Below are 24,584 nucleotides of genomic sequence, written 5' to 3'. Positions count from 1 at the left end.
ATATAGTGTGCATAGCTGAATACGTCAGATACATACAATTGTCCGCCAAAAATGAAGTGATTTTGTCAAAAGTTCCGATTTTTCGGGAAACTATTGGAAAGTGAACGCAACTGTGATATAATGTACTGGTATTCATGAATATTTAATATTTAAGGTGAACGGTGCTTCCTATCGCGTGAGCGGTGCAGGAAGGTAAAAGGGAAGCAGGTGAAAGACCTGCACGATCTCGTCACTGTGACCGCACAGCATTATCCATGTGCCTGAGGGTGCAGCCACTGCGTAAAGCGGGAAGGCGGAGAACTGTGTTATTGTGCGGAAGTCAGGAGACCTGCCGTTTGTCGGTACAGAGCTGAAAGCTCGGATCACGAGGCATTGATCGTACCATAGCTCGGAAAAGAGCCTTTTTGTCATGCCTTCTGCTCTGCGGAGGGCATTTTTGCGCACGACCTTTGTCTCCTGAAAAAACAGGAGGAAAAATATGAAAAAATTTATCGCAGCTATTTCTGCAATCACACTGACAGCAGCCTGCTTCGCTTCGTGCAGCAGCGAAAAAAAGGACAGCAAGTCCGAATCCGCAACTGAGGCTGCAACTGCGGCTGAGACCACGGCTGAGGAAGCTACTGAGGAAGTAACTACAGAAGCGGAGGAAGATGAAATGGACGACGAGGAGAACTACGACACAGGAGACGCTTCACTGGATAATGTCCGCAATCAGGACGAGATCGGCGATAATGAGCTTCTCGTTGTAAGCTTCGGTACAAGCTTCAATGACAGCAGACGTCTTACCATCGGTGCTATCGAGGACGCATTGGAGAAGGCATTCCCCGATTATTCAGTTCGCCGCGGATTTACAGCAAATATCATCATCGACCACGTAAACAGACGTGACGGCATCCTCATCGACGACCTTGACGCAGCTCTTCAGAGAGCTGTTGACAATGAGGTAAAGAACCTTGTTGTACAGCCCACACATCTGATGAACGGTCTTGAGTACGATGAACTTTCCGCTAAGGTAGCCGAGTATTCCGACGCCTTTGATAAGGTAGTTATCGGCGAGCCTCTTCTCACAACAGATGAGGACTTCGCAAGAGTAGAGAAGGCTATCACTGACTGGACCAAGGAATATGACGACGGCGAGACCGCTATCTGCTTTATGGGACACGGTACAGAAGCTGAGTCCAACGGCGTATACACTAAAATGCAGGAGCTTCTCACAGCTGACGGCTACGCAAATTATTATGTAGGCACAGTTGAAGCAACTCCTTCACTTGATGATGTGCTTGCAAAGGTGAAGGAAGGCAACTATAAGAAGGTCATTCTTGAGCCCCTCATGGTAGTTGCAGGCGACCACGCAAACAACGATATGGCAGGTGACGAGGAGGACTCATGGAAGTCTGTATTTGAAGCAGAGGGCTATGAGGTAGAGTGTGTGCTGAGAGGTCTCGGCGAGAACGAGGACATCCGCAGCATTTATGTTGACCACGCACAGGCAGCAATCGATTCTATAAAGTGATAATGATCCGCAGCCGACCGAGTGTCGGCTGCTTCTGTAAAGGTGATAATATGAAAAAGACTTATATTTTTGTTGCGGCACTGCTCATATCCGCAGTTTCTCTCAGTTCATGCTCGGATAAGGGCTACTCTTCCTCATCAGCGGTTCAGGAGACCACTGCCGCAGAAACAACGGCAGCCGAAACTGCTGCTGCCGAGACTACAGCCGGATCAACTACCGAGCAGGTAACAGCTCCACAGCAGGAGGTAGGCTATGAAGGCATGGAAGCAGTCTATGCCGACAGCGTTAACGAGGGCGAGTATGACATTGATGTTGACTCAAGCTCGACCATGTTCAAGATAACCGCCTGCAAGCTCAAAGTTGCCGACGGAGCCATGACCGCAAGGCTCACCATGAGTGGAAACGGCTATGGATACCTTTTCCTCGGAACAGGTGAAGATGCGGAAAAGGCTGAGGAGACCGAATTTATCCCTGCCGAGGAGGAAGGGGACGTAGTTGCATTTACTGTTCCCGTGGAGGCTCTCGACAAGGAGATCGACTGCGCTGCATTCAGCAAAAAGAAAGAGCAGTGGTATGACAGAAAGCTGGTGTTCCGTGCAGATTCACTGCCCAAGGGCGTAATTGCGGGAGCTGAGGACGTAACTCCCGAATCTCTTAAACTTTCCGACGGCGAATACACCATAGATGTGTCCCTTGAGGGCGGCTCGGGCAAGGCTTCCGTGCAGTCTCCTGCAAAGCTCACTGTTGAGAGCGGACAGGCTTATGCTGAGATCATCTGGAGCAGCAACAAATACGATTATATGGTAGTGGACGGTGAAAAGATACTCCCCACAAGCACAGAGGAGTTCTCTGTGTTTGACATTCCTGTGGCTTCACTGAGCGGCAGAATGGCGGTATCCGCTGATACCACTGCCATGAGCACTCCCCACGAGATAAGCTACACACTGATCTTTGATCCCGATTCTATAAAGTAATGCTGAGACGTATCTTTTTATCGGCAGCAGCCTGCATTTTCTTTGCAGGCTGTTCTGCAAAGGTCAATGTGGCAACAACCACGGAAGTCACGGAAAACAGTCTTAATCTTGAGTACGCAAAGCAGTTCACAGCCGAGTATGTGGAAAACGGCTGCACTATCGTAACTATCGGAGATGACAGATATATAGTAGTGCCCGAGGGAGAGACAGCTCCGTCGGGATATGCAGACGCGGCAGTCATACAGCAGCCACTTGAATGCGTGTACAATGCGGCTTCTTCAGCTATGGACCTTATCGACGGAGCAGGTGCTCTGGACAAGGTCTCTATGACCTCTACAAAATATGAGGACTGGTGTCTCACCTCCGTCAAAGACGCTATGGACAGGGAGGATATAAGCTATATCGGCAAATACAGCGCTCCCGATTATGAGGCTCTCCTGGAGGAGGGCTGCGGACTTGCCATCGAGTCCACCATGATATACCACAGCCCCGAGGTCAGGGAGCAGATAGAAGCCCTGGGCATACCTGTTCTTGTGGAGCGTTCCAGCTATGAGAAGGACCCTCTCGGCAGAATGGAATGGATAAAGCTCTACGGCATACTTTTCGGCTGTGAGGAGCAGGCAGAGCGGCTCTTTGATGAAAAGACGGCTCTCCTTGGTGATATACTTGCAGAGGAGAAAAACGGAAAAACTGCCGCATTCTTCTACATCAATTCATCGGGAGGTGTGGTAGTCCGCAAGCCTGCCGACTATGTTCCCGAGATGATGAGAATGGCGGGGGGAGAGTATATCTTCTCCAACAGCGACCTTGATACCGATGACAAAGCCCTTTCCACCATTACCATACAGCCCGAGACCTTCTACGAAAAAGCCTGGGACGCAGATGTGCTCATATACAATTCTGATATTGCAGGCAATGTGGACAGCATATCCGAACTGACAGAAAAATATCCGCTGCTCAGCGATTTTACGGCTGTCAAGAACGGCGATGTCTGGTGTACTGAGAAGAATATGTTCCAGCAGACCACGGGAGCGGCTGATGTAATTTCGGAGTTTCACCTTATTTTTACAGGTGAAGCCGAGGATAAAATGAATTTTATGTACAGATTGGAGTGATGAAAATGAAGACTCAGAGGTTCCGCCTTGCAGCAGGATATACAGTGCTGGCTGTGCTGCTCATAGTCCTTGCTGTGGTGAATATATGCGCAGGAAGTGCAGATATAACTCTTTCAAGGCTGAGAAGCACCCTTGCGGATCCTGAGTCAGACAAGATAGCCTATAACATCATCACTCAGCTGAGACTGCCCCGAACCGCGGCTGCGGCTATTCTTGGCGGAGCGCTGGCGGTATCGGGATTTCTGCTCCAGAACTTCTTCGCAAATCCTATTGCAGGTCCCTATATACTGGGAATATCCTCCGGAGCAAAGCTCACGGTGGCGCTGCTGATGGTACTGTCCCTGTCACAGGGCTTTGCAGTCAGCTCCTTCGGAATGATAGGTGCCGCCTTTGTGGGAGCTATGCTGTCCATGGGCATAGTCCTCATGATCTCGGGGAGGGTAAAGCGTATGTCGGTGCTCATCGTCTGCGGAGTCATGATAGGCTATATCTGCTCCTCAATCACAGAGCTGGTGGTGAATTTCTCCGACGACTCCAACATCGTGAACCTTCACAACTGGTCTATGGGAAGCTTTTCGGGCATAGGCAGGGGAGAAGCCCTCACAGCGGCAGCAGTGGTATTTCCTGCCTGTATTGCGTCATTTCTTCTGTCAAAGCCAATGAACGCCTATCAGCTGGGCGAGAGCTATGCAGTGAATTCTGGTGTAAGGGTAAAGGCTTTCCGCGCCGCACTGATACTGCTTTCAAGTATTCTTTCTGCCTGTGTTACCGCCTTTGCGGGACCTGTCTCCTTTGTTGGAGTAGCAGTTCCCCACGTTATAAAAAGCATATTCGGTACAGCGAAGCCCGTGCGTATACTGCCTGCCTGTTTCCTGGGAGGTTCGGTGTTCTGTCTGTTCTGCGACCTTATAACAAGGACACTTTTCGCTCCCACAGAGCTGAGTATCAGCACTGTTACCGCAGTTTTCGGCGCACCTGTTGTGGTGTATATGCTGCTTCACAGAGAGAGGGGGAGAGTTAATGGCTGACATGATACTCCGCACGGAAGAGCTTTCCGCAGGCTACGGGAAAAAGGTGATAGTGGGCGGACTCACTATTGAAGCACGGCGTGGAGAGATACTCACCCTCATAGGACCAAACGGCGCGGGAAAGTCCACGGTGCTGAAAACTCTCTGCCGCCAGCTTGATCCCCTTGGGGGAACAGTTTACATCGACGGAAAAAAACTCAGCGAACTCAGCGGCAATCAGCTTGCAAGGAAGGTCTCGGTTCTTCTTACGGGCAGGGTAAAGACCGAATATATGCGGTGCATAGATGTGGTTGAAATGGGACGCTATCCATATACAGGCAGACTCGGACTGCTTTCCTCTGAAGACCGCCAGCTTGTCACACAGGCTATGGAGCTTGTTGGAGTCTCCGAGCTTGCGGACCGTGATTTTGACAGGATAAGCGACGGTCAGCGCCAGAGGGTGCTTCTGGCAGGGGCTATCTGCCGCAGACCCGATGTGCTCATTCTTGACGAGCCCACCACATTCCTGGATATAAGGGCGAAGCTGGAGCTTATGGACCTGCTGAAAAGACTGGCTTCCGAGCAGAATATAGCCGTGATACTCTCCCTCCATGAGCTGGAGCTTGCGCAGCGTGTTTCCGACAGGATACTCTGCATCAGGGACTCGGCTCCCGACAGGACAGGCACCCCCGAGGAGATATTCTCCGGCGGCTATATCGGGAAGCTCTATGGCGTTCCCGAGGGCAGCTTCTGCGAGGCTTACGGCTCTCCCGAGCTTGCACCTGTTATCGGTGAGCCGGAGATATTCATAATAGGCGGCGGCGGAAGCGGTATCGCTCTGTACCGGCGTCTCAGACGCAGAGGAGTCCCTTTCGCTGTGGGTGTCATACACGAAAATGACATTGAGTATCCCGTTGCAGCAGCTCTCGGGGCGGAGGTAGTGACAGAGAAAGCTTTTGAAGCCATATCAGAGGAAAAACTTGCAGAAGCATCTGAGCTCATGAAGAAATGCGGCAGAGCGGTCTGCACTGTAAAGCGATTCGGTACCATGAACGATGGCTGCCGCAGCCTTGCCCGTGAGGCTGCATCACTGGGAATACTTGAAAACGAGGAGAATATATGAAAGAGGGCTCTGTACTTACTAAAAAAGCGGCAGTGATTCCGCTTACAATGCTGTGCTGTCTGCTGTGGGGAAGCGCTTTTCCCTGTATAAAGCTTGGGTACGGCTATTCCGCCATCGGTTCTGACGATACGGCTTCCCAGATACTCTATGCAGGTCTGCGTTTCACACTGGCGGGAGTCCTTGCCATAGTAATAGGAAGCATAACAGCCCGAAAGCTTCTTTTCCCCACAAGAAAGTCACTGCCGAAGGCGGCATTGCTGTCACTTTTTCAGACTATACTGCAATACACCTTCTTCTATATCGGACTTGCCCGCAGCACAGGCATGAAGAGCTCTGTTATCACAGCTTCAAATGTGTTTCTGTCCATACTTGTGGCATCGCTGATATTCCGTACAGAGAAGCTGACCTTCAGAAAGGTGCTGGGCTGTATTGTCGGATTTTCGGGAGTAGTTCTCATAAATCTCAGCGGTATCGGCGGCGGATTCAGCTTTACAGGTGAGGGCTTCGTGTTTTTGTCGGCTCTGTCTTACGCTTTTTCAGCAGCTCTGATAAAGCGCTTTTCCTCCGAGGAGGATCCTGTTATGCTAAGCGGCTGGCAGTTCATCATAGGCGGCTCCTTCATGACTGCTCTGGGACTTGCTCTTGGCGGACGTATCGGCGAGATAAACTTCCGCGGCATGGCAATGCTTGTATATCTTGCCATAGTTTCTGCTGCAGCCTTCTCCATTTGGGGAACACTGCTGAAGCACAATCCCGTGTCCATGATCTCGGTATTCGGCTTTATGAATCCTGTTTTCGGCGTTATACTGTCATTTCTGCTGCTTTCCGAGAGAAGTGCTGCGGGACCGCTCCATGTTATAGCAGCTCTCGGACTTGTAGCTCTGGGCATAGTGACAGTGAATTTTGCACCCGTTCTGAAAAATAAAGAAAAAGTCTGAACTTTAAGACTAATTTAAGATTGCTTTAAGGATTGTGGATTATTATGATAGCGATATGAAATATGGGGGTAATGATATGAGGAAAATCCTGTCTGTATTAACACTGATCACCTCGGTATCCATGCTCTGTTCATGCGGAACAGATATAGCAATGCCCGAGGATGAAGACGGCTCTGTGATCTATGTTTCGCCTGCTGACCAGGCTGAAACTGAGTCTGCGTCAGAGGAAGAGGTCACAACTTCCGGAGCAAAGGCAGATGTAAAATTTTTCGTTAGCATCAATTAGAGAAAAGCAGCTCGCAGGAGCTGCTTTTTTTCGCGGCAGTTGCAATTTCTGTAAGTTTGTGGTATTATAGAGAATATAAAAACAAGGGAGCTGAAACAAAATGAACAGAATACTGCTTGTAGAAGATGATAAGGAAATAATAGCCAATCTCACCGAATTTCTCACAGGCGAGGGCTTTATCGTAAAAAATGCCAACGGACAGACAAAAGCTCTTGAAATGGTGGAAAACGACACCTTCGACCTTGTGCTCCTTGATGTGTCACTGGCAGAGGGAAACGGCTTTGCAGTCTGCTCAGCCATAAAGGCAAACACCTGCCTGCCGGTCATATTCCTCACAGCTTCGGGCGATGAATTCAGCACAGTTACGGGCTTTGATCTGGGAGCCGATGACTATATCGCCAAGCCATTCCGTCCCCGTGAGCTGGTGTCTCGTATCAAGAATGTGCTGAGACTTACGGGCAGCACAGGTTCGGTAACTCAGCTTGGCGACGTACTTGTAGATACTGTAAAGGGAACTGCCAGCAAGAACGGCAAGGATCTTTTCCTGTCGGCGCTGGAATACAGGCTTCTCCTTGTATTCATCAACAACAGGGGAGCAGTAATGACCAGGACCAAGCTTCTTGAGTCTATCTGGGACATCGCAGGTGAATTCGTCAACGATAACACCCTCACGGTTTACATAAAGCGTCTGCGTGAGAAGATCGAGAACGATCCCTCGGATCCTGCTATAATAAAGACCGTAAGAGGTCTGGGCTACAGGGTGGACTGATATGAAGTTTTTGCGAAATACCGAGATAAAGCGAACCGCAGCCGTAATGGCTGCCATAACAGCAGCCGCACTTATCGCCGCATTGTTCTATGACAGGAAGCTGTTAATACCCGTGATCTTGTTTGGCAGTGCATTCATAGCCGTCTATCTCGTTTCAGCCTTTCTGCGCTACAGGAGGATAACAAAGCTTTCAACCGATATAGACAGGATACTCCACGGCGAGGAAAACATCAGTATCGAGAATTATTCCGAGGGTGATATCGGAGTGCTCCAGAGCGAGGTCTACAAGATGACTATCCGTCTCCGCGAGCAGCAGTCGGGACTCATGCAGGACAAGGTCTATCTTGCCGACCTTCTTGCCGACATCTCCCACCAGATAAGGACTCCGCTCACCTCTATAAATATACTTGTATCCATGATCTCAGATCCGGAGATGTCTGAGGAGAAGCGAGAGCAGACCATTCACAAGCTCTACGGGCTTCTCTCGCGTATAGACTGGCTCATAACCGCACTGCTGAAAATGTCAAAGCTTGATGCTGGCACTATAAAATTCCACAAGGAAAAGGTGACCATGCAGGAGCTTCTTGACAAGGCGTGTATGCCTGTACGTGTACCTATTGAGCTTCGCGGTCAGGAGCTCGGCGTTACAGCCGAAGGTGAGCTTGACTGTGACATTTCCTGGACCTGTGAGGCTATCGGTAATATAGTCAAGAACTGCATGGAGCACACTCCCGACGGCGGCACTATAACCGTAAGCGGAAACTGTAATCCCCTTTATTCCGAGATAATAATAACCGACAGCGGCAGCGGTATCTCAGACGATGACCTGCCTCACATCTTTGAGAGGTTCTATAAGGGCAGAGCCTCGGGCGACAAGGGCGGATTCGGAATTGGTCTGGCACTTGCGAGAATGATAGTTACAGAGCAGAATGGTACCATAAAAGCGGAAAATGCTCCCGGCGGCGGTGCCATGTTCACTATAAGGATTTATGAAAGTACAGTATAAGGCAGGTATTACCTGCCTTTTTCTTTGGTGACAGATTTGTTATTTTTAAGTCACCGCTGTGTCATATTGACGTGGTAAGATATACACATAAACTCAGAAAGGAAGTTACACTCATGGAAATATTAAGAGTCGAAAATCTTTGCAAGACATACGGCAGCGGTGAAAACCAGGTCCGCGCTCTTGACAATGTTAGCTTTTCAGTGAATAAAGGAGAATTTGTTGCGATAATCGGTCCTTCGGGTTCGGGAAAGTCCACACTGCTCCATATCCTCGGAGGAGTTGACAAGCCCACCTCCGGAAAGGTGTTCATGGACGGCAGCGACGTCTATGCCCAGAACGATGAACAGCTTGCTATCTTCCGCCGCAGACAGGTGGGACTCATCTATCAGTTCTACAACCTTATCCCGGTGCTCAATGTCACCGAAAACATCACCCTTCCTGTACTCATGGACGGTCAGAAGGTAAATGAGGAGAGGCTGAACGAGCTTCTTGACATATTAAAGCTCAAGGGCCGCGAAGACCATCTTCCCAATCAGCTCTCGGGCGGTCAGCAGCAGAGAGTTTCCATAGGCAGAGCGCTGATGAACGCTCCTGCGGTAGTCCTCGCAGACGAGCCTACAGGAAATCTTGACAGCAAGAACAGCAAGGAGATCGTAGACCTGCTGAAGACATCAAACAAGAAGTATAACCAGACACTTATCATCATCACCCATGACGAGAACATCGCCCTTCAGGCTGACCGTATCCTTGCCATAGAGGACGGCAGGATAACACGCGACGAGGTGATCCGCAAATGAAGATCTTCAACAAGGTAACGCTCCAGTCTCTGAAGAAGAACAAAGCGCGTACTATCGTAACTATAATAGGTATCATGCTTTCCACGGCGCTTATATGTGCTGTTACTACATCTTTTGCCTCTGCAAGGAACTTTGCTATCGGGTATTACGAATACACCGAAGGAAAGTGGCACGGACTTGAACAGTATACAGACAAGGCTACATACGACATAATAGAAGGCTCCGACAAGGTCAAGGACACAGGAGTCCTGAGCTATATCGGTTACGCTGAGATCGACAGCACTAACAGCTACAAGCCCTATCTCTACATCTCGGGTTATGAGGAAGACGAGACGGGAATAATCCCCATACACATGATCTCGGGACGTATGCCCGAGAACAGCAGCGAGATACTTCTTCCCGAACATCTCAGCGCAAACGGTGAAGTGGAGCTCCATGAGGGCGACAAGCTCACTCTCGAAATAGGCGACAGAAAGCCTGCTCCCGAGAAAGTCAAGGGAATTGCGGATATTCCCGAATATATAGACATTCCCGATGAGGCTGTAAGCAATATTATCCTTACACAGGAAAATCCTTTTCAGGGATTTGATGATGAGGACGGCGACGCGATCTCGGTAGAAAAACTCGATGTAAGAGAGACCAGAGAATATACGGTTGTCGGTTTTTATGAGCGCCCTGATTTTGAGGACATATACTGTGCAGGCTATACCGCACTGACAGTTCCCGATGAGTACACCGATGATACTATGTTCACAGTATACTACCGCATGAACAACATGAAGGATATCTATGACTTCATGAAGGAAAATCATCTTGAGGGCAGGACTCATTCCGACCTTCTCATGTTCAGCGGTGTATCAAGGTACAAGACTTTCTACAGCATGATATACGGACTTGCTGCCGTAGTTATCGGGCTCATCATGTTCGGCTCCATAATGCTGATATACAATGCGTTTGCTATCTCAGTAGCCGACAGGACGAGGCAGTTCGGACTTCTCTCCTCCATAGGAGCCACCAAGAAGCAGCTCCGTAAGATGGTACGCTTTGAAGCGATCTCCCTTGGTGCTATCGGTATCCCTCTGGGTATAATTCTTGGAATAGTGGGTATGTGGGTGACCTTCCTTGCAATCGGAAGCAGGTTCTCTGCATTTGTGGGAGACCATTATCCCGAGCCAATGCGTATCTGTATATCGCCCATAGCTATCGCAGCAGCCTGTGTTATCGCATTTGTGACCATAATGATCTCTGCATGGATTCCATCTATCAGAGCCACAAGGATAACAGCAGTAGAAGCTATCCGCCAGAGCAAGGACATAAAGCAGAAGAAGCACATAAAGACTCCCAAGATAATCCAGAAGCTTTTTGGCGTATCCGGTGTGCTTGCACACAAGTATTTCAAGAGAAGCAAGAAGAAGTACCGTGCGACCATTATCAGTCTTTTCCTGAGCATAGTGCTCTTTATTTCGGCATACTCCTTCACGGCATATCTTGTAGATGCAATAAAGGACGCAAATAATTCTTTCGGAATGGACTATATTCTTAATGTATATGAGCCCGATGGCGTTGAGGACGCATCTGATGATCCTCTTGAGATACTCCACTGTATTAAAAATACCGAGCATATTACCGACTCAGCTTTCTATTTAAGTGATTATGGCTTCAGAGTGTATACTGATGAAAGTAATATACAAGAGGATTATACCAAAAAAAATGGTGGTATGTATGACGAGACAAATGAACAAATTGATCATGACGGATTCAGATTAATTGATCAGCATTTTTATTATGTTGATGATGATACTTTCAGACAGCTTCTTAAAAGCGAAGGATTATCTGAAAGCGAGTTCATGAATAAAGATCATCCCCTCGGAATACTTGTTGACAATACTCTTCTCTTTAATGAAAAGAGCGGAAGGATGGAGCGGACAAAGGTATTCAATAAAGATGATTTCGACATAACGCTCCTGAAAAACAAGAAAATAGAAGGATATTATTATAGTGGTGATTATATAGACAGCGCAATATATGTAAACATTGAGGATGAGCTTGACAAAAAGTACGTCCCATATGATGAGTGCCTTGAAGATATTACAATGCATATAGGAAAGGTAACGGATAAGCGTCCTTATTTTGTAAGCTCATATGGAGTGTCCGTGATATACCCATACAGTCTCAGAAAAGAGATCCTCGGAGATTATACTAATGATATGTACTCGTATGAATATGCTATAAATGCCGACGATACCAAGGCAGGCTATGAGGCACTGAAAACTACACTCAAGGAAAACGGAATTCCCGACGGAGAGTTCTGGAACTACGCAGAGAGCATTGAGTCAGAGCGCAGCATGATAGTCATCATCAAAGTATTCGCATACGGATTTATCGTACTTATTTCACTTATCGCCGCAGCAAATGTATTCAATACCATAACCACCAATATCAATCTCCGCCGCAGAGAGTTCGCAATGCTGAAATCCGTGGGAATGACAGCAAAGGGCATGAGAAGAATGCTGAACTACGAGTGCCTGCTTTACGGAACAAAGGCACTTCTGTACGGACTTCCCGTATCAGTGGGCGTGACCTATCTCATCTATCTCTCTATCAATGAAGGTATAGACACATCCTTCTTTGTTCCGTGGGTAGCAGTTGCAGTTGCAGTACTCAGCGTATTCCTTGTGGTGTTCTCCACTATGATGTTCTCCATGAGCAAAATAAAGAAGGATAACCCCATAGATGCACTTAAAAACGAAAACCTTTGATATAAACAAAAGCCGCAGATAAAACTGCGGCTTTTTCATGTTATTCGGTTTGTTCATTGCTGTCCAGTCTGTCCATGAGGAAGTCAAGCAATCCCTTGCCCTCGTCCTTAGAATCAAGGTCAACATCTCTGGCATTGCTTTTCCATTCAGAGCCGTCAGGGAGCAAGCTGTAAGCGAGGTTATGCTGATGCCACTCAAATGCCATATCCTCGGCAGTCCTGTAGCTCTGCATATCTGCGCTGTGTATAGGGTGAACAGCGATAAGCGCCTGACATATCATGAGTATGTCATCTTCATCGACTATCTTGCAGGAGTCGGTAATATGCCAGTTTTCAGGCTCGCACAGGGCACAGAATTCCTCTCCGCCGTAGCTGAAAATGTAATTCACACCATCTCCGTCGGTATCGTGAAGACCAATATCCTCGGGAGAGCTGAGGAGAGAGGTATCATATGCAGCATAATCCGTTACGGTCTCGGTTGCATCGGTCGGAGCGGCTGTTGTTGGTACTGCTGTTGTCGTTTCGGCTTCGGTGGTCGGTACGGTCACAGCCTCTGTAGTCACAGCTGCGGTATTCTCGGTGAAGGTCACCTTGTTACAGCCTGACAAAACGCACATCACAGCGACTGACAAAAGGACAAGCTGTCTTTTCATGAGTTACCCTCCATATCAGCTGCTTTTGCGGAAGTTCTTGTCAGTGATTATCCTTGCGAATATAAGTCCCAGAGGAAGGGCGGCAACGATAAGGACTGCCTTTGTGAGCCAGAGTCCGCCTGTTGCAATATCATTGAGAGCGATATAGTAAATTCCCTTGTACATGAACATTCCCGGCACCATAATAACGATAGAAGGAACTGTCAGTGTTATTCTCGGGTAGCCTATCCAGTGGTGTATAGCTGAAGCAAGGAGACCTGCTGTAAGGGCACCTATGAAAGCGGCAAGACCAACGTGTATCTCTGCCATGTCGATAAGCTCAAGGCGGAGCGTATTGGCTATCATACCGATAAGACCTGCTGTTGCTGCCATTTTACGGGTGCTGTTGAACATAAGTGAGAAGCCGTAAACACCGCAGAAGCTGGTTATCATCGTTATTGCGAAGCGGAGCAGGGGATCAAGCTGATAGGATTCAAAGTCCTGTGGGTGAAAGTTGAATATCAGTGCAGTTACCCAGCCCGTCAGCGTAGCCACAAGGATTATGAGCAGGGCATAGGTGACTCGTTCTATTCCGGAGCGGAGATCCAGCTTTGCCAGGTCCATACCGCCTGTAATGAGCGGAAATCCCGGAATAACGAACAGCATCGAGCAGATATATCCTGCCTGATGTATATCGGAGACATTCAGCATCAGCTCTGCCAGCTTGATGAACAGCACATAAGTACAGCAGGCAGAGGCAACTCCCACAGCCACATTGGCAAAGAGGGTTATCTGTTTTTCAAGCATTTTCTTGCGTACGAAGTTTCCGATGCCTGCACCGAAGAAGGCACATATCATCTCAACGATACCACCGCCGAGAAGGAAGGTGAAGGCGCAGCAGGCGAGAGCAGAAGCCAGTCCCAGGTTCCATGCCTTGTAGTTGCCCTTCATATCCTGGAATTTATCCAGTATCATGTGGAATTGCTGAACGGAGTATTTACCTGCGCGCTCAGCGAAACCGTCGGCGAAGTTTTCAAGCTCGTTCAGCTTGTCGGTGTTGACGCCCGTATTGTTCAGTGAAATGGCGTTGGTGTAGGTCTCACCGTTGCCGATACAGGTATATTCTATTGACAGCAGACCTATGTCCGCATTGCAGGTTATATCCAATGCTCGGGCAAGCTTGTTCATAGAAGCTCTTACACGCCAGGCGGCGGTGCCCACAGATAGCATCATCAGTCCTATTCTGCCCACAAGAGTCGCCTTTTCCTTGAGAGAGGCGTTTATAGCAGGCTCCATGCTTTCGCTGTCAACTATCTCATGCCAGTCTATTGACATATGCTGTTTTCTGAATTTACTCATAAAGCACTCCTTTTTAATTAGTTGGACCAATGTGTATTATACCACCTTTAGCGATGAAATGCAACACTGTCACATAAAAAAACGGAGCCCTGAAAGCTCCGTTTTTTGTTTAAATTATGTTGTTCTTTATGGCGAAGACTGCAAGCTGAGTACGGTCTTTAAGTCCAAGTTTTTCCAGAAGGCGTGAGATTCCGTTCCTTACGGTACCTTCGGCAAGGAAAAGCTTGGAAGCTATCTCCTTATTGTCGGCACCGTCGCATATGAGCCTTAAAAAGTCTATCTCACGGTCGGTGAGGTCAAAGTTTTTAGCATCCTGCTGAACATAAACATCTTTTTTTATGGAGCGGAAGATGTTGTCGCAGAATACGTTTATACCGCCTGCCACAGCCTTTATGGAGTTGATTATCTTATCGTTGTCCATTTCCTTGAGGATATAGCCGTCAGCGCCGCTGGCAATTGCTTTGTCAACGGTCTCCTTGTCATCAAAAGTAGTGAGCACCAGCACCTTTACATCGGGGAGGGTGTCCTTTATCTTTCTTGTGCCGTAGCCCCCGTCATAGTCGGGCATACGCATATCCATGAGGACCACATCGGGCTTTAGTCTTATGCTCATCTCATAGGCTTCCTTTCCGTTTGAAGCCTCTCCCACAACATTCAGCTCGCTGTCGCCTGCAAGCACAGCCTTCAGACCTGCGCGGAGTATCTGAACGTCATCGGCAAGTATAATATTGATCATTTCTGCACCTCTTTTATCGGAATTTTTATCATTGTATTGAAGCCTTCTCCCTTTACCGAGGAAAATCTGACGGTGCCGCCGAGAGCCTCTGTGCGTTCTCTTATGCCGCGGAGACCGTTGTGCTCGGATATTTTCTTACAGCCCTTTCCGTTGTCGAGAATATACATCTCAAGGCGGTCATCGAGAAATTTGAGGATAATATCTATACGGCTCGCCTCTGAGTATCTCAGAGCGTTGGTGACAGTCTCGCGGCAGTTGTCGTACATTTCCCTGATACAGAAGCTGTATCTTTCGTCCTCGTCGCCCTGTATGCAGAGCTCCGTTTCTACGCCGCGGACAGCGGTTATTACGGTCTGGACAGCCTTGGTGACCGATGTCATGAATTCGTCATCCCTGAGATTGTTTATGGTACAGCGGAGCTGGGTTACGCCGCTTCGTGAAAGACCGTCTATCTCGGTTATATTGCCGAGCATGGAGGCGACATCAGGGGAGTCCTTTTCGGCTTCAAACCTGAGCATTTTTGCCAGCGAGCTTATCATTGTGAAGGTATGTCCTGCCGAGTCGTGCATTTCCTGAGCTATGCGGTTGCGCTCCTGTTCGAGGCTGAGCTTCTTTTCCGCGGAAGCCAGATCATGGTACTCTGTAACATTACTGACTGTGATGATGCTTGCGACTCTGTTGCCTCTCTGGTTTTCGCAGTAGGACTGTCTCAGGTTGTAGAACTGGTCACCGACTCTGATCTCAACTGAGGAAAAATCCTCCGGCACCGTCTGTCCTGAAGCAGCCGAGAGCGTGTTTATGAACTGCTGAGTATCAGTCACCCCCGAAAGGAAGGGGATCGAATCTGCATATTTGTTTTTATAGGAGACATTGTTGTTTATATCGAATATCATTACACCATTGTTGATGTTATTGATAGTGTCGCGGATAGCGATATTATTGATATTGAGAAGCCCGTATCTTCCGAGAGCTATAATTATGAGCAGGCTTGAGAGACCGAAGAACAGGGGAGTAAGAGTAGCCTTTGACTTGAAAATTCCTGCAAGTGAAAGTGTATTGATACCCAGGGGGATAGCTGCCGACAGTATCAGCAGTATTGACTGCTTGGTGATCTGGTCAGAGCGTTTGGTGTGTTTAAGGCAGATAACAGTTATACCTGCGATTATACATATATAATATATGACCTGGAAAACGTAGAACATCGGACCGTATTCAACGTGACCTGCTTCAAAGACAGAATAGTACAGATGGTGCCATGGATTAGTGAATGTCAGGATAATTGCTGCTATAGTAATAAGTGGGAGAAGACGGAGCGTTTTCTTCACTCTTGGTCCTGCATCGGAGTATTCCGCAGAGAGCATGAACCACAGAGGACCGAAGCAGCTTATACCCATATTGCCTATAGAGTAGCTTATCCAGTACTGCATTCGGGTGTATGAAAAAAGTATGAGAAGTTCGGATATGAGCCACAGGACTATCGATACCTGACAGCTTATGAAAAGCCTTGTGAGAGTATTTTTATTTCCGCGTCTGATGACCCATGTCAGTGAACCTATCATGCCGCAGAGTCCGAGTGAGAGAAGTATAGCCGGAACAATAGTGTTTGCCATATAACACCTCCTTAAAAGAATTATAACATAAATATATGATAATAGCAAGTGCGCGGAGTTAAAGTTCCCGTTTGTGATACTTTGAGGTGCGCTGAGAAAAAACGCTCCGCAGGCTGCGGAGCGTTACAGGGATCACCAGGTCCAGCCGCTGAATCTCTTTGCGACGGACGAACGAAGGGTTTCATTGTTTTTCTTGCAGTATTCGTTGACTGCGGCAAGACCGATGAGTATCATGCCTGCAATGAAGAGGTATATCCACCAGTTGAGAGCCATGAGGTATTCTCTTGTAGCATATACGGTTATCGTCAGCAGACAAGCTGATGAAGTGATGAACCAGGTCTTTGATCTGGACATGATGGATATAATGAGTACAAATATCATTACAGCCATTACAAAAATAGTATTGGCACCATTGTCAAAGTGTACAGCATCTAAGAGGAGAGCTGCAAATGAGAAGATGAATATGCCGTTTGATGAATACTTTGCGGCGTCTGTGTACTTGTGCCAGATAAAGCGGCAGGCAAGACCTGTGAGTGCAACTATGGCGATGGTTATCTTGCTTGAGATCTCAGCCGAATCAGGGATAAGGAAGGGGCGTGTGATAAGTGCGGCAGCGGTAAGTGCAGTTGTGACAGAAAGCAGAATAGATGAAACGTGATCCGGAGTTTTCTTCTTGATGAAGCAGGCTGAATATATTGCCATAGCCATAAGCATACAGAATGCGGAGTTTCTGCAGGGAACGTTCATCATTAAGATAGCCAGCCAGCCTGTGGAGAGCAGAGGATCAACGGCAGTTTTTTCTTCCGAGCTAACGAGTATTCCATTTGGATATACGAGCCTTGAGAGTCCCATATAAGTAAGGAATACGGCTGATAATACGATAAGCTTTATTATCTCGTCCGATGAATATTCCGAAACAGCCTTATATGCGATGATAATAAGAGCTAATGCGGGCATAAGTGCTGTGAAGTTACAGCGCATCCTGTTGGATACAGCAAAGTGGATAAGACAAACTGCGGCAGGTAAAATATAGAGACTGTTGGTGCCCGAAGCAGCGATAAGTATCACACCTGCTGCAATAAGGTCGGTGTAGCGTGCAGCTTCGATCCCCTTGGCGTCCTTTCCGGTAACTTCCTTTAAAATGAAAGCCGAAGAAGTGAATATAAAAGCGAGGAAGCACCAGCATATTGTGTTGGCTGAGATGGATGACAGACCTGTTTCAGAGATGACAATGCGTGCAGCTGATCCGCAGATCAGCAAGGGGAGAAATACAGCAGTGATACCTGCGGCTGTGCTTATTCCCTTGTTCTTGCTGAAAACATAAGCTCCGATCACAGCAGACATAAGCATCGCAATAAGCATTTCGGGAATGTATCCGTACTCCGTAACGTTTGCCAGACAAATAACAGAACCTGTCACGGCAGCGCCGAATGTGAAGCTCTCTGTGAAGATGTGCCTGAATTTAGGGACAAAACGGTGTATGATATAGAGGAGAAATGCAGCGCCGAAGAAGCAGAGACAGCAGTATCTTCTGCCGTATTCATTGTAAACATCCAGTGCGATCATAAGTGCCAGCAGGAGGCTTACAGCCGATTCACCGTAGATAAGTCCGTCGATTTTCTTATAAAAGCCATAGAATATGAGCTGAGCGATAATAACTGCAAAAATGAAGTATCCCTGTGCTGTGGGATATGCGATAGTTGAGAGCGTATACATTGAAGGGATAGCTCCGTAGATAATAGCTGCGATTGTGCCGACGAGCCTGCATGGAAGAGCGTATTTGCTGCTGCGTGAACTATTGGAGCCGTAAATAACAGCAGTTACCAGAGCCTGAAGAATAATAAGAACAAGTGCAGTGCCTTCAATGGTGCTTCCTGCCTGGAAGGCGATAAAGAGCATCGTTAGAGCGGTGCATGAAAGAGCAGTGTAGAAGAGCGGGAGCTTTCTGAACAGTCCATTGCCGAGGAACATCATTGCAGCAGCCATAGCGGTAGAAACTGCCAGAAGAGCGAAGGTGCCGCCGCCGTGGAAGCTGAACCAGCCGCCCATGAGGCTGTAATAGCCTGCTGTAAGAAGAGCCGTAGACATAAAGCCGGTTCCGAGAATATAGAATGATACCGCAGTTCCTGAGAGATTGAGAAACTTTTTGATTACAGCGCTAAGGATAAATGTTACTGCGGCAGCCGCAGCGATAATGGCGACTCTGCCCGAATGTGAGGTATGCACCCACTGTGCAACACCGAAGGCAAGACCAGAGAGGACAACGAATAAAGTACCGATAAGGAACAGAACATTTGACACTGTCATATCGTGTTTCTTTCTGGGGACCTGAGGAGCATACTTCGGAGCAGGCTGAGGCAGAGGCGATGCCTGCGCTCTTAGCTGAGGATAGGGTCTGGTGTACATAGGCGGGATATTCACAGGACTCATAGGGGGAGCAGCAGCTCCCGATGAAGAATTCCTGCCTGTTCCTCTGACGATAGCGATTATGATAAACGGCAGAGCAAAGGGGATTATTATAAACAGAGCGATAATAATATATATTTTCAACATATCCATCATCCTTTCTTTAGCTTGATGTGGTTTACTGTGACTATATAATAACATTTCCGCAGCATTTTGGTAAGGTGTTATTCGTCATTTTCTGAATGACAAATGTCACTGATTTGGTCTGCCATAAAGTTCCATTGCTGTTCATATTGAAAAAAACAGTCGCAGATGATATAATATGACACAAGGAGATGATTTTTATGGACTTTATCAGACTATCGGCAGAGAGATACTCTGTCAGGAACTTTGAGGACAGACCCGTAACTGATGAACATATGAAGATATTGCTGAGAGCGGCAGTTCTTGCGCCTACGGGCTGCAATTATCAGCCACAGAGGATATATGTAGTACAAAGTGAGGAAAAGCTTAAAAAGCTGGGAGAGATCAGCAGATGTATATTCGGTGCGAAAACAGTGCTCGTCTTTACCTATGATAAGACCGAGGACTGGAAAAATCCCCTTGAAGAGGGCGTCCACACGGGCGAACAGGACGTGAGTATTGCAGCATCTCACGTTATGCTGCAAGCCTGGGAGCTTGGAATAGGCACCTGCTGGGTGAATTATTTCAGCAATACAAGGCTGGAGAAGGAACTGGGACTGCCGGAAAATGAGCGTTCAGTGCTGATAATGCCTATGGGCTATCCTTCAAAGGAGGCAAAGCCGCTTCCTATGCACAGTGAATACAAGAGCGTTGAAGAGATCGTTAGGTTCATATGAACCTTAAAACTGACAGCACATAAAAGATATGCAAATATATTTTTATTGTATATACGAATAGTATATAATACATGGCTTTTTACTTGTGATAAAAATGTGAAAAGACAAAAATGTTAGACTGAAACTGATTAATTAAGCTTTCTTTGGCTATTATGACGAAATTCGACAATGATTTTTATGGATTTCTTTTTTTGTATTGCTTTTTCATGCAACAAAAAGTATAATAAAACTATATAAGCGTAGATGGGGATTTATATATTTATAAAAAGATTGGTTTACTGTATTAAACATTTTGTGTTATTTATATAATCAAATATGATCTTGTACAGTGAATGGTCACTGCTTTTACTGTGACCAATTGGAGGGAATACGTTATGAAAGATTTGTTCAGAAGCTTCAAATGTCGTAAGGTCGTTCTTGCAGTCGCTGATGTATTTATCGTATGTATTGCAGCATTGATCGCCAATTTCATTCTTTCTTTCTGGGGTAAGGATATTGATGAATCCAGGCTTATTATTTCCGGTGCAGTCAGTGCCATATGCTGCACAGGCGGATTGCTTATCACCGGCGCCTACAGCAGGATGTGGCGTTACTTCAACAGCAGGGATTATCTCACCTGTATTTACGGAGCGGTAGTAGGTATAGTCGTTTCGGCGTCTATAGTTTACATAATAGATAATACCTTCTATCCTCTTTACTCATTTGTTCATCTCGCTGTTATAACTGTGGGAGTGTGCCTTTTCAGATACCTGTTCAAGAGCGCTTTCATAACCCTTGTGAAGCCCAAGGCTGTAAACGGCAAGCGTACAATGATCATCGGCGGCGGACAGGCTTGCAGGACTATCCTCAAGGAGATACATAATGCGCAGAATTCTCCCTATTCCGAGGACAAGCAGGTGACTATATTCGATCCTGTGTGTATAATCGACGACAACAGGGATAAGGTCGGCACCGATATAGACGGCGTGGAGATAGTCGGCACTACCAACGAAATACACAGATTTGTGCGTGAGCGCAGGATAGAGCAGATACTCTTTGCGATCCCCTCATGTCTTGATGACGAGAGAAAGCGTATTCTTGACATCTGTTCGGACACCAAGGTGCCCGTAAAGGTGGTGCCTTTTATAGGCAATCTTGTTTTTGACGATAAGAACAAGACCATTATCCACCAGATACGCGATATCAGGGTGGAGGATCTTCTCGGACGCGAGCCCATTACCTTCGATAATGCTGATATAAGGAACTTTATCAGCGGCAAGGTCTGCATGGTCACAGGCGGCGGCGGAAGTATCGGTTCGGAGCTTGTCCGCCAGATCGCAAAGTATGATCCCGAGAGGATAATCATAGTTGATATTTACGAGAATAATGCTTACGAGATCGAGCAGGAGTTGAAAATGGAGTACGGCGATGAGCTCAAGCTTGTGACCCTGATCGCTTCCGTAAGGGACTATTTCCGTATGAATCAGATATTTGACACCTACAAGCCTGATGTTGTCTTCCATGCCGCTGCTCATAAGCACGTTCCCCTGATGGAGGTATCGCCTATGGAAGCCATAAAGAACAACATCATAGGCACCTTCAATGTAGCTACTCTTGCACAGTATCATGACGTAGGAAAGTTCGTTATGATCTCAACTGATAAGGCTGTAAATCCCACCAATGTCATGGGAGCTTCAAAGCGCTGCTGCGAGATGATAGTCCAGTACCTCGCTCAGCAGCATGAGGGCAGAACAGAGTTTGTTACCACCAGATTCGGCAATGTTCTCGGTTCAAATGGTTCTGTTATCCCGCTGTTCAAGAAGCAGATCGAGCAGGGAAGACCTGTTACCGTTACACATCCCGATATAATCAGGTACTTCATGACCATACCTGAGGCTGTGAACCTTGTTATGGAGGCTGCTGCTATCGCAAAGGGCGGAGAGATATTCGTTCTTGATATGGGCAAGCCTGTAAAGATAGTCACTCTCGCTGAAAACCTTATCCGTATGTACGGCAAGGAGCCCTACAAGGATGTTGAGATAAGATTTACAGGACTTCGTCCCGGCGAGAAGATAAAGGAGGAGCTCCTTATGAACGAGGAGGGACTCCAGAAGACTTCCAACAAGCTCATATTCATCGGCAAGCAGATAGAGATAGACGAGGCTACCTTTGCCTTCCGCCTTGATCTTCTGAGGAATGCCGCTCTCAGAAACAACGAGAAGATCGCTGTGGATGCGCTTCATAAAATGGTCCCGACCTTTACAACTCCAGAGAAGTTCAACAGCAAGGAGCTGAAGAAGGAAACCATGGAGACAGAGGTCGAGTCCGCATAATTCGTCCGATAGAATTCCTTTCAGGGGATCAGGATATACTGCCGTTCTTAACAGGAACGGCAGTAATTTTTTGCCATAATAGAGCCTTATATTGTCAAAATATACCGTTTTTGTGTAAGAGGTATATTTATTTTGTACTAACAATAAAAAGTATGCAGCATACGGGCTGCTGATATTGACAAATCCACGCAATAGTGGTATAATTTCTAAATATAATGGAGTATTGTATATAGAGTGAGAATGCTCTGAGGAGGAAAGTATATGTCAGTTAATATTCCCGAGATATTTGCCTGTAACGTGTTCAATGAGGAGGTCATGAAGACTCGTCTCCCCAAAAACGTCTATAAAGCCCTCAAGAGGACTATGCAGAACAACGAGCCTCTTGCTGATATGGCTACAGCCGATGTTGTTGCCAATACTATCAAGGAATGGGCGATAGAGCGAGGCGCTACCCATTACACACACTGGTTCCAGCCTATGACAGGCTCTACAGCCGAGAAGCATGACTGCTTCATCAATCCCGCCCCCAACGGCATGGCTATCATGGAGTTTTCGGGCAAGGCTCTTGTAAAGGGCGAGCCTGACGCATCTTCCTTCCCGTCAGGCGGTCTCAGAAGGACCAGCACTGCAAGAGGATATACTGCATGGGATCCTACCTCATACTGCTTCGTAAAGGAAGGCAGTCTCTATATCCCCACAGTTTTCGTTTCATATACAGGAGAAGTTCTCGACAAGAAAACTCCTCTCCTCCGCTCAATGCAGGCACTGAGCAAGACTGCTGTCCGTTTCCTGAAGCTTTTCGGAAACGACAGAGTTACAAGAGTTACTTCCACAGTCGGTGCCGAGCAGGAATATTTCCTTATCGACAAGAAAATGTACGATCAGCGCGAGGATATTATCCTCACGGGCAGAACACTTTTCGGTGCGAAGCCTCCCAAGGGACAGGATCTTGACGACCAGTACTTCGCAAATCTCCGTCCGAGGATAGCTGCTTATATGGCAGACCTTGACGAGGAGCTCTGGAAGCTGGGCATATATTCAAAGACCAAGCATAACGAGGTGGCTCCCGCACAGCACGAAATGGCTCCCATATTCACTACTTCAAATCTGGGTACAGACCAGAATGAGCTGGCTATGGAGGTCATGGAGAAGGTGGCTCTCAAGCACGGACTTGTTTGTCTCCTCCACGAGAAGCCCTTCGAGGGCGTAAACGGCTCAGGAAAGCATAATAACTGGTCCATGTCCACAAATGACGGTCAGAACCTTCTTGACCCCGGCGATACACCTATGGACAATCTCCAGTTCCTTACCATACTCTGCGCACTTATCAAGGGCGTTGACGAGTATGCCGATCTTATGAGACTTTCTGCGGCTTCCGCAGGCAACGACCACCGACTCGGCGCTGACGAGGCACCTCCTGCTATCGTTTCCATGTTCCTGGGCGAAGAACTTGAGGCTGTATTACAGGCTATCGAGGACGATTCCGTATACAAGACAGAGGCAAGAGCCTTCAAGATAGGTGTTGACGCACTTCCTTCATTCCCCAAAGACTCCACTGACAGAAACAGAACATCACCCTTTGCCTTCACAGGTAACCGCTTTGAGTTCAGAATGGTCGGTTCTTCCGATAATATCGCTTGTCCCAACGTGCTTCTCAACACTATCGTCTGTGAGGAGCTGAGCCAGTTCACCGAGATACTGGAACCCTTCAAGGGCAAGGACAACTTTGACGCCGAGGTAAGAAAGCTCCTCAAGAGCGTTATAAAGGAGCACAGAAGGATAATCTTCAACGGCGACGGCTATTCACCCGAGTGGGTAAAGGAAGCCGAGAGAAGAGGACTTCCCAACTATGCCTCCACAGTTGACTGTATGCCTCATTACACTGACGAGAAGAATGTTCGTATCTTCCGCAAGTTTGAGATCTACAACCTCAACGAGGTAACAGCGAGAAAAGAGATCCATCTTGAGAAGTACTCCAAGACAGTCCGCATCGAAGCACGTACAATGGTCGAAATGGCAAGAAAACAGCTTCTTCCCGCTACAATGGAACACGTTAAGTCACTCTGTGATGCTATTGCAACAAAGAAGCAGATCGGCTTTACCTGCAACACTGACGAGAAGATCGCCAAGAAGCTCAATGATCTTGCTGACCGCTTCTATGATTCCATCGAGAGACTTGAGCAGCGCGTGAACGAGGCAAACGCTGTTGAGGGTATCCAGAAGCAGGCTGAGTTCTTCCACGATGTAGTTCTGGCTGAAATGGATATAATGAGAAGCATAGCTGATGAGATAGAGCTGAATATGCCTTCCGCAAAGTGGCCTATCCCTTGCTATTCCGAGATAATCTACAATGTATAATAAGAAAGCCGCCCATCAGGGCGGC

The 24,584-nt window shown here is 47.4% G+C and carries 19 protein-coding genes and 1 riboswitch; of the genes, 14 read left to right on the top strand and 5 right to left on the bottom strand.

Features of this window, described 5'->3' with window-relative positions:
- Positions 1 to 142: 142 nt before the first annotated feature.
- A riboswitch (cobalamin riboswitch) is annotated at positions 143 to 350 on the top strand.
- A 128-nt stretch (positions 351 to 478) separates the two neighbouring features.
- From T488_RS0109940 to T488_RS0109890, 11 genes are all read left to right on the top strand, one after another.
- The gene (locus tag T488_RS0109940) at positions 479 to 1,513 is read left to right on the top strand and encodes a sirohydrochlorin cobaltochelatase (protein ID WP_028520660.1); all 1,035 of its coding nucleotides are present in this window, start codon (positions 479 to 481) and stop codon (positions 1,511 to 1,513) included.
- Positions 1,514 to 1,563: 50 nt separating this feature from the next.
- Positions 1,564 to 2,487 (top strand): hypothetical protein, encoded by a 924-nt coding sequence (locus T488_RS0109935; RefSeq protein ID WP_028520659.1) that lies wholly within the window; start codon positions 1,564 to 1,566, stop codon positions 2,485 to 2,487.
- Complete coding sequence (locus T488_RS0109930; protein ID WP_028520658.1) at positions 2,487 to 3,602, top strand: ABC transporter substrate-binding protein; 1,116 nt, start codon at positions 2,487 to 2,489, stop codon at positions 3,600 to 3,602. Before T488_RS0109935 ends, T488_RS0109930 begins: the two co-directional genes overlap by 1 nt.
- Before the next feature lie 5 nt (positions 3,603 to 3,607).
- Complete coding sequence (locus T488_RS0109925; RefSeq protein WP_028520657.1) at positions 3,608 to 4,630, top strand: FecCD family ABC transporter permease; 1,023 nt, start codon at positions 3,608 to 3,610, stop codon at positions 4,628 to 4,630.
- The gene (locus T488_RS0109920) at positions 4,623 to 5,732 is read left to right on the top strand and encodes an ABC transporter ATP-binding protein (RefSeq protein ID WP_028520656.1); all 1,110 of its coding nucleotides are present in this window, start codon (positions 4,623 to 4,625) and stop codon (positions 5,730 to 5,732) included. Before T488_RS0109925 ends, T488_RS0109920 begins: the two co-directional genes overlap by 8 nt.
- On the top strand, positions 5,729 to 6,670 hold the full coding sequence (locus tag T488_RS0109915) for a DMT family transporter (protein WP_028520655.1): 942 nt from the start codon (positions 5,729 to 5,731) through the stop codon (positions 6,668 to 6,670). Before T488_RS0109920 ends, T488_RS0109915 begins: the two co-directional genes overlap by 4 nt.
- Before the next feature lie 76 nt (positions 6,671 to 6,746).
- Positions 6,747 to 6,956 (top strand): hypothetical protein, encoded by a 210-nt coding sequence (locus T488_RS0109910; protein WP_028520654.1) that lies wholly within the window; start codon positions 6,747 to 6,749, stop codon positions 6,954 to 6,956.
- Between the two features lie 100 nt (positions 6,957 to 7,056).
- A complete protein-coding gene (locus tag T488_RS0109905; RefSeq protein WP_028520653.1) occupies positions 7,057 to 7,725 on the top strand; it encodes a response regulator transcription factor in 669 nt (222 codons plus the stop codon).
- A 1-nt stretch (position 7,726) separates the two neighbouring features.
- Positions 7,727 to 8,731: a sensor histidine kinase gene (locus T488_RS0109900; protein WP_028520652.1), complete on the top strand. Its 1,005-nt coding sequence runs from the start codon at positions 7,727 to 7,729 to the stop codon at positions 8,729 to 8,731.
- A 113-nt stretch (positions 8,732 to 8,844) separates the two neighbouring features.
- Positions 8,845 to 9,528, top strand: a complete 684-nt coding sequence (locus T488_RS0109895; protein WP_028520651.1) for an ABC transporter ATP-binding protein — start codon at positions 8,845 to 8,847, stop codon at positions 9,526 to 9,528.
- On the top strand, positions 9,525 to 12,287 hold the full coding sequence (locus T488_RS0109890) for an ABC transporter permease (protein ID WP_028520650.1): 2,763 nt from the start codon (positions 9,525 to 9,527) through the stop codon (positions 12,285 to 12,287). The genes T488_RS0109895 and T488_RS0109890 overlap by 4 nt, the downstream gene beginning before the upstream one ends.
- Positions 12,288 to 12,327: 40 nt before the next feature.
- On the opposite strand, the gene T488_RS0109885 is transcribed toward T488_RS0109890, so the two are convergent.
- The 5 genes from T488_RS0109885 to T488_RS0109865 all read right to left on the bottom strand — a co-directional run bounded on the left by T488_RS0109885 (position 12,328) and on the right by T488_RS0109865 (position 19,176).
- Positions 12,328 to 12,939, bottom strand: coding sequence for a hypothetical protein (locus tag T488_RS0109885; protein WP_028520649.1), 612 nt, complete (start codon positions 12,937 to 12,939; stop codon positions 12,328 to 12,330).
- 15 nt (positions 12,940 to 12,954) lie between these two features.
- Positions 12,955 to 14,277 carry a threonine/serine ThrE exporter family protein gene (locus T488_RS0109880; RefSeq protein ID WP_037297687.1) on the bottom strand — a complete coding sequence of 441 codons (1,323 nt, stop codon included), beginning with the start codon at positions 14,275 to 14,277 and terminating at the stop codon, positions 12,955 to 12,957.
- A 109-nt stretch (positions 14,278 to 14,386) separates the two neighbouring features.
- Positions 14,387 to 15,013, bottom strand: coding sequence for a response regulator (locus T488_RS0109875; RefSeq protein WP_028520647.1), 627 nt, complete (start codon positions 15,011 to 15,013; stop codon positions 14,387 to 14,389).
- Positions 15,010 to 16,623, bottom strand: a complete 1,614-nt coding sequence (locus T488_RS0109870) for a sensor histidine kinase (protein WP_028520646.1) — start codon at positions 16,621 to 16,623, stop codon at positions 15,010 to 15,012. The genes T488_RS0109875 and T488_RS0109870 overlap by 4 nt, the downstream gene beginning before the upstream one ends.
- A gap of 132 nt (positions 16,624 to 16,755) precedes the next feature.
- A complete protein-coding gene (locus tag T488_RS0109865; RefSeq protein WP_028520645.1) occupies positions 16,756 to 19,176 on the bottom strand; it encodes a hypothetical protein in 2,421 nt (806 codons plus the stop codon).
- Between the two features lie 197 nt (positions 19,177 to 19,373).
- Between T488_RS0109865 and T488_RS0109860 the strand changes: the two genes are divergently transcribed.
- The 3 genes from T488_RS0109860 (at position 19,374) to T488_RS0109850 (ending at position 24,559) form a co-directional block, all read left to right on the top strand.
- Positions 19,374 to 19,889 (top strand): nitroreductase family protein, encoded by a 516-nt coding sequence (locus tag T488_RS0109860; protein ID WP_028520644.1) that lies wholly within the window; start codon positions 19,374 to 19,376, stop codon positions 19,887 to 19,889.
- Positions 19,890 to 20,263: 374 nt separating this feature from the next.
- On the top strand, positions 20,264 to 22,201 hold the full coding sequence (locus tag T488_RS0109855) for a polysaccharide biosynthesis protein (protein ID WP_037297683.1): 1,938 nt from the start codon (positions 20,264 to 20,266) through the stop codon (positions 22,199 to 22,201).
- Positions 22,202 to 22,462: 261 nt separating this feature from the next.
- Positions 22,463 to 24,559: a glutamine synthetase III gene (locus T488_RS0109850; protein ID WP_028520642.1), complete on the top strand. Its 2,097-nt coding sequence runs from the start codon at positions 22,463 to 22,465 to the stop codon at positions 24,557 to 24,559.
- The last annotated feature ends 25 nt before the right edge of the window (positions 24,560 to 24,584 follow it).

This window comes from Ruminococcus flavefaciens ND2009, assembly GCF_000621785.1.
Taxonomy (GTDB): Bacteria; Bacillota; Clostridia; order Oscillospirales; family Ruminococcaceae; genus Ruminococcus; species Ruminococcus flavefaciens_C.
Note: the sequence above shows the minus strand (reverse complement) of the source record. Positions and strands in the feature narration are given on the sequence as shown.